The following is a 7034-nucleotide window of genomic DNA, read 5'->3' on the forward strand; positions in this document are numbered from 1 at the left end:
TCTGCCGGAGTCCCCTTCCATGACCGCACCCGACCGCTTTCGCACCACCCATGTCGGCAGCTTGCCAAGACCCGAAGCCCTGCTCGATCTGGTCTTCGCCCGCGAGGGCGGCGAGAGGGTTACCGAAGCCGATTTCGACGCCGCGGTCGAGCAGGCGACGGCCTATGTCATCAAGCGCCAGATCGAGGCGGGGGTGAGCATCGTCAACGATGGCGAGCAGTCCAAGCCCAGCTATGCCACCTATATTAAGCACCGGCTTTCAGGCTTCGGTGGCGAAGCGGGCCAGTATGAGTTTGCCGATCTGGAGGCCTTTCCCGGCGCGAAGGCCCAGGTGTTCGGCAACAAGGGCCGCGCCAAGCGCTCCGCCCCGGCTTGCACCGCGCCGATCACGGTGATCGACATGGAAGCGCCGCGCATCGATGCCGAGCGGCTGAGGCGGCTCGCCAACGGCCACGCCACCTTCATGTCCGCTGCTTCGCCCGGCGTCACCGCGCTGTTCTTTCCCAACCAATATTATGCCAGCGACGAGGACTATGTCTTCGCGCTCGCCGAAGGGCTGCGCCACGAATACGAGACCATCGCCGCAGCAGGCATTACGCTGCAGGTCGATTGCCCCGATCTTGCGATGGGCCGGCATGTGCAGTTCACCCATCTGAGCCTCGAGGATTTCCGCAAGCGCATCGGCATGAACGTCGCCGCGCTCAACCATGCGTTGCAGAACATCCCGGCGGAGCAGCTGCGCATGCACCTGTGCTGGGGCAATTATCCCGGGCCGCACCATTGCGATGTCGCGCTGGGCGAGATTGCCGACATCGTCTGGAGCGCGAAGCCGCAAACCGTGCTGCTCGAAGGCGCAAACCCGCGCCATGCGCACGAGTTCGCGTTCTTCGAAGAGCATCCGCTGCCCGAGGGCAAGATCCTTTGCCCCGGCATGGTCGAGCCGCAAAGCCCCTATATCGAGCACCCGGAGCTCATCGCGCAGCGCATCGGCCGCTATGCCGATCTGCTTGGCCGCGAGAGGGTGATGGCCGGGGTCGATTGCGGCTTTTCGGTCCATGCCGGGAGCAACAGCCTCGATCCCGAGATCGTCTGGGCCAAGCTGGCCGCATTGTCCGAGGGGGCCGCGATCGCGAGCCGGAAATACTGGTCGGCCTGAAGCCGATCGGTAAGCCCACCAGCGCCGACAGCAATCAATTCCGCTATGGCAGGGAACCATCGCGGCGTTCAGGGCTTGGGATTTCGCAAGGAGTCCTGAATGCCCGATGAACTGATCGTCAACGGAACGCCCTACCCGATGCCCGAAGACCCGCGTGTCACGCTGCTCGATTTTCTGCGCCACGATCTGGGGCTGACCGGCACCAAAAAGGGTTGCGACCACGGCCAGTGCGGCGCGTGCACCGTGATCGTCAACGGCCTGCGCATCAACAGTTGCCTGACGCTCGCGGCGATGCACGAGGGCCATCAGGTCACGACGATCGAGGGCCTGGGCATTGCGGACGAGCCTTCGCCGCTGCAGCGCGCCTTTGTCGAGCATGACGGCTTCCAGTGCGGCTATTGCACGCCGGGGCAGATCTGTTCGGCGACCGCGATGCTCGACGAGATCGCGAATGGCTGGCCGAGCGATGCCAGCAAGACGCTCGACGGCCCCTTCGAGGCTAGCGGTGAGGAAATTCGGGAACGCATGAGCGGCAATCTGTGCCGCTGCGGCGCTTATGCCAATATCGTCGCCGCGATCCGCGACGTCGCCGAATCGGAGCCTGCGGCATGAGGCCGTTCCAGTACCAGCGCGCGCATTCGATCAGCGATGCCTCGACGATCGCGGCGCTGCCCGAGGCGATGCTGATCGCGGGCGGCACCAACCTGCTCGACATGATGAAGCTTCAAGTGGCGACGCCATCGCAGCTGAGCGATATCGGGCGGATCGGGCTCGACGGCATCCAGGACACGCCCGATGGCGGCCTGCGGATCGGCGCTCTCGCAACCAACACCGCAACCGCAGTAAACCCGCGCGTGCGCGCCGATTATCCGGTGCTCGCGCGCGCGATCCTGGCCGGCGCGACGCAGCAGCTGCGCAACAAGGCGACAACCGGCGGCAATCTGTGCCAGCGCACGCGCTGCTATTATTTCATGAACGTCGAACAGCCCTGCAACAAGCGCGATCCGGGCAGCGGCTGCGGCGCGATTGGCGGGGTGAACAAGCTGCACGCGGTGCTCGGCACCAGCGACCAGTGCATCGCGACCTATCCAGGCGACATGGCTGTCGCGATGACAGCCCTGGGTGCCACGGTTGTAATCGCAACCGGCAAGGGAACGGAGCGGACGGTTCCGCTCAGCGATTTTCACTGCCTGCCTGGTGACACCCCGTGGCGCGACAATGTGCTGGAGGCAGGCGAGGTGATCGTCGCGGTCACGCTGCCCCCGCCGGTGCAAGCCACGCAGCTGTACCGCAAGGTGCGCGAGCGGTCGTCCTATGCCTTTGCCCTGGTGTCGATTGCCGCCGTGATCGCGATGGACGGCGGCAAGTTCACGCGCGCCGATTTCGCCTTTGGTGGCCTCGCGCACAAGCCGTGGCACGACCCGCGCATCGGCGAACTGCTCGTTGGCGCGCCCCCCTCGCCCGAGCTGTTCGACCAAGCTGCCGACCTCCTGCTCGAAGGGGCAGAAGGCCAGGGCGACAATGATTTCAAGATTCCGCTCGCCCGCCGCACGTTGCACGCGGTGCTGGCCGAAGCGGTGGAGAAGGCGGCATGACCGTGCATGTGAAGCAGGACAAGCCGTCGGCCGAGAACCGGCTCGACACGATGCGCCAGGGCGTGATCGGCAAGCCGGTCTCGCGGATCGAGGGGCTGGCCAAGGTCACCGGCACCGCGCCCTATGCTGCAGAATATCCGGTCGAGGGCTGCGCCGAGGGCGTGCTGGTAACGGCGACCATCACGCGGGGCAGTGTCGTGCGGATCGATGCCGAAAGCGCGCTTGCGATGCCCGGCGTGATCGCGGTGATCGATGACGAGCGACTGACCACGCGCCCCGCCCAGGGCACCGCCAACGAGGCACCGCAACAAAAGCCGCGCACGATCTGCTATTGGGGGCAGCCGCTGGCGCTGGTCGTCGCGGAGAGCTTCGAGCAGGCGCGAGATGCGGCCAGGCTTCTGGTCGTCGAATACCAGCCCGACGAGGCCGCGCCCGTCGAAGCCGACCCGAGCATTGCAGAGGAACAGGAAGACGAGACCGTCCGTGAGGGCCATCTCGACAAGGCGATGTCCGATGCCGCCCATGCCGTCGATCTCACCTACACGACCAAGGGCCATGCGTCTGCCGCGATGGAGCCGCACGCCGCGATCGCGCAATGGGACGGCGAACGCCTGACCGTCCACGCCTCGCTGCAGATGCTCAACTACAACATCACCGAGCTGTCCGATGCGCTCGACCTGCCCGAGGACAGGATCCGCCTGATCTCACGCTATGTCGGGGGCGGGTTCGGGTCGAAGCTCGGGATCAGTGAGGAAGTCGTCGCGGCCTCTATCGCCGCGATGCAGCTCGAACGCCCCGTGCGCGTCGTGATGTCGCGACAGCAGGTCTTCCAGAGCATCATCCGCCGGTCGGAAACGACGCAGCGGCTCCGCCTGGCCTGCGATACCGATGGTAGGCTGACCGGCTTCGGGCACGAGGCGCTGGTCTCCAACCTTCCCGGCGAGGAATTTGCTGAACCGGTGCTGCAATCCTCGCACTTCCTCTATCCGGGCGAGAATCGCGAGCTGGTGCTGAAACTCGCCCGCATCCACCGCATGACCGCAGGCTCGGTCCGCGCGCCGGGTGAGGCCGTGGGCATGCCCGCGCTCGAGGCGGCAATGGACGTCCTCGCCGAGCGGGCGGAGATCGATCCGGTCGAGCTGCGCTTGCGCAATATTCCCGACAAGGACCCCGAACAGGGCCTGCCCTTCTCGTCGCACAAGCTCGCCGAATGCCTGCGCCAGGGGGCCGAAGCGTTCGGATGGGACAGCGGCCCGCGCAAGCCCCGCATGCGCCGCGAAGGTGAATGGTGGATCGGCACCGGCATGGCGAGCGCCGCGCGCGTGCACAATGTCGCCGAAGCCAAAGCCCGCGTCACGCTCAAGGCGGATGGCACCGCGCTGGTCGAAACCGACATGACCGATATCGGGACCGGCACCTACACCATCGTCGCGCAGATTGCGGGCGAAATGCTGGGCTTGCGCCCTGACCAGGTGCTTGTCGATCTCGGAGACTCTGACCATCCGCGCGGCCCTGGATCGGGCGGCAGCTGGGGGGCGCCGTCGATCGGCTCTGCCGTCTATGTCGCATGCATGGCGATCCGCGAGGCGCTGGCCGACACGCTCGGCATTGACGAGGCCGCTCTGGCGCTCGCCGATGCCAAAGCGGGCAACGGTACGCCGCTGACCGAACTGCTCGGCGGCAAGGATCTGGTGCGCGAAGGCCATTACGAGCCGGGCAAGATCACCGACGATTATCTCGCTTCGGGCTTCGGCGCGTTCTTCGCCGAGGTGCGGGTCAACCATTATACCGGCGAGACGCGCGTAAACCGGATGCTCGGCGCGTTCGGCTTTGGCCGCGTGCTCAACGCCAAGACCGCGCGCTCGCAATGCCTGGGTGGCATCACCTGGAGCATCGGCATGGCGCTGACCGAGGCGCTCGAATTCGATCCGCGCGACGGGCATCTCGTCAACCGCGATCTGGCCGAATATCACGTTCCGGTGCATCGCGATGTCCCCGATCTCGACGTGGTGCTGGTCGAGGAGCGCGATGCCGCCGCGAGCATCATCCAGGCCAAGGGCATTGGCGAGCTGGGCATGTGCGGCGGTGCGGCGGCGATCGCCAACGCGATCTACAATGCCTGCGGCGCGCGCGTGTTCGATTATCCGATGACGCCCGATCGGGTGCTGGCGGCCATGCCCGACTGATCGCCACCCGCGCCTGCCGGTAGCGCTTTTGGACAAAGCAATTTCAATACGCTAGACCCTGGCCACTGCCTTTCCCTGCGAGATACCCTGCCGTCATGACCAACCGGAACGTTCCCCGCGCCAGTGGCCCCGCGAACCGCTGGGCGGTCGCCGGCCTGATGGCAGGCATCGTCTTTTTCGTGCTCAGCGCGGCTATTGCCTATTTCAACATCGCCAACATGCGCGCCAGCGACAATGCGATCCGCAAGACGCATACGGTGCTGAATGCACTCGACGACATGTTGTCCGCAACGCTCGACGCAGAAACCGGCCAGCGCGGCTATCTGCTGACCGGGCGCGAGGCCTATCTGGAGCCCTATGTCGAGGGTGCTGCGCTGGCGCGAACCAAGCTGGGAGTGCTGCAAACGACGATGCGCGGCGATCCCGTGCAGGAGGACAATGTCGAGCAGCTCGAACGCAACGTCGAACAGAAGCTGCGCGAGCTCGATGCGACGATCCGGCTGCGGCGCGACGAGGGTTTTGCTGCGGCATTGGCGGCTGTGGATTCGGACCGCGGCAAGGCGGCGATGGACGCGATCCGCGCCCAGATTGCCAGCATGTCGCGGGAGGAGCTTCGCAAGCGCCAATCCAATATCGATCAGATGGCCGCTGCCTCGAACACCGCCGTCATCAGCGCGGTGGTGACAAGCGCGAGCGGCATTGCGCTGACCATCGCCATCTTCCTGCTGATGGCACGCAGCATGCGCCAGCGCGCGCGCCAGCAATGGCTGCAGCAGGCGCAGGTCGACCTCTCCGCCGCGATGATGGGGGACAAGTCGATCGAGGACCTTGCCGCTGCCATTCTTGCCTTTCTTGCCGACAAGACCGGAAGCAGGGCGGGTGCGCTGTTCAAGGGCGAAGGCGGAAGCTTCAACCGTGCCAGCATGCTCGGCGTCGCACAGGGAGCGGATGTTCCGGTTAGCTTTGCGCTGAACGAGGGCCTGCTCGGCAAGGCGGCGGTCGATGGTCAGTTGATCGTGCTGAACGATATTCCGCAGGGCTATCTCTCGATCGGTTCGGCACTTGGCAGCGACGTGCCGCGCCACCTCGTGATCGCCCCGACCAAGGCCGACGACCGGGTCAACGGCGTCATCGAGCTCGGCTTTTTCGAGCCCGTCGACGAACTGGTGCTCGAACTGCTCGAACAATCGAGCGGTGCGATCGGCATCGCGCTGCGCTCGGCCCGGTTCCGCACCCGGTTGCAGGATGCGCTGGAAGAGACGCAGCGTCAGGCGGGTGAGCTGCAGGCGCAGAGCGAGGAGCTGCGCGTCTCGAACGAGGAGCTCGAGGAACAGGGCAATGCGCTGCGCGAAACGCAGGCACGGCTCGAGCTGCAGCAGGTCGAGCTCGAACAGACCAACAGCCAGCTCGAGGAGCAGGCGCAGGCGCTGGAAACGCAGCGCGACGATCTGGAACGCGCCTCCGCGGCGCTGCAGCTGAAGGCGCGCGAGCTCGAACAGGCAAGCCAGTACAAGTCCGATTTCCTCGCGAACATGAGCCACGAGCTGCGCACGCCGCTCAACTCGCTGCTGATCCTGTCAAAGCTGCTCGCCGACAATCCCGACGAGCGTCTGTCCGACGAGCAGGTCAAGTTCGCACGCACCATCTATTCGGCGGGCAATGACCTGCTGGTGCTGATCAACGACATTCTCGACCTGTCCAAGATCGAGGCAGGGCATATCGAGATCCAACCTGCGCCCGTGCTGACCGAGCGGCTGGCGAGCGACATGCAGAAGGTCTTCCAGCCCATTGCCGACGAGCGGGGTCTGGCGCTCGAGATCGAGCGCGATGCGAATTGCCCTGTAACGATCGAGACCGACCGGATGCGGCTCGAACAGGTGATCAAGAACCTGCTGTCGAACGCGCTGAAGTTCACCGAGCGCGGCAGCGTGCGGCTGAGCTTCTCCCCCGTCGGCGAGGACCGGTTGGCGATCAAGGTCGCCGATACTGGCATCGGTATCGCCAAGGCGCAGCAGGCCAGCATTTTCGAGGCCTTCCAGCAGGCAGATGGCACGATCAGCCGCAAATATGGCGGCACAGGGCTGGGTCTTTCCATTT

General features: G+C 65.4%; 5 protein-coding genes. All 5 read left to right on the forward strand.

All coding sequences use genetic code 11. The features are described 5' to 3' along the window. Window positions 1-19: 19 nt before the first annotated feature. Window positions 20-1156 carry a cobalamin-independent methionine synthase II family protein gene (locus AX735_RS12130; RefSeq protein ID WP_066280447.1) on the forward strand — a complete coding sequence of 379 codons (1137 nt, stop codon included), beginning with the start codon at window positions 20-22 and terminating at the stop codon, window positions 1154-1156. A gap of 99 nt (window positions 1157-1255) precedes the next feature. Next, window positions 1256-1768 carry a 2Fe-2S iron-sulfur cluster-binding protein gene (locus AX735_RS12135; RefSeq protein WP_082751066.1) on the forward strand — a complete coding sequence of 171 codons (513 nt, stop codon included), beginning with the start codon at window positions 1256-1258 and terminating at the stop codon, window positions 1766-1768. After that, window positions 1765-2751: an FAD binding domain-containing protein gene (locus AX735_RS12140; protein ID WP_066280450.1), complete on the forward strand. Its 987-nt coding sequence runs from the start codon at window positions 1765-1767 to the stop codon at window positions 2749-2751. Before AX735_RS12135 ends, AX735_RS12140 begins: the two co-directional genes overlap by 4 nt. Then, window positions 2748-4937, forward strand: coding sequence for a xanthine dehydrogenase family protein molybdopterin-binding subunit (locus AX735_RS12145; RefSeq protein WP_066280454.1), 2190 nt, complete (start codon window positions 2748-2750; stop codon window positions 4935-4937). The genes AX735_RS12140 and AX735_RS12145 overlap by 4 nt, the downstream gene beginning before the upstream one ends. Before the next feature lie 95 nt (window positions 4938-5032). Further along, on the forward strand, window positions 5033-7034 hold a 2002-nt coding region (locus tag AX735_RS12150; protein ID WP_156447492.1), incomplete at its 3' end, for a CHASE3 domain-containing protein.

This window comes from Blastomonas sp. CCH1-A6, from assembly GCF_001556365.1.
GTDB classification, from domain to species: domain Bacteria; phylum Pseudomonadota; class Alphaproteobacteria; order Sphingomonadales; family Sphingomonadaceae; genus Blastomonas; species Blastomonas ursincola.

Bases quoted from the DNA above. Each gene is read 5' to 3' on its own strand.
- AX735_RS12130 (WP_066280447.1), top strand. From the start codon at position 20: ATGACCGCACCCGACCGCTTTCGCACCACCCATGTCGGCAGCTTGCCA.
- AX735_RS12135 (WP_082751066.1), top strand. From the start codon at position 1,256: ATGCCCGATGAACTGATCGTCAACGGAACGCCCTACCCGATGCCCGAA.
- AX735_RS12140 (WP_066280450.1), top strand. From the start codon at position 1,765: ATGAGGCCGTTCCAGTACCAGCGCGCGCATTCGATCAGCGATGCCTCG.
- AX735_RS12145 (WP_066280454.1), top strand. From the start codon at position 2,748: ATGACCGTGCATGTGAAGCAGGACAAGCCGTCGGCCGAGAACCGGCTC.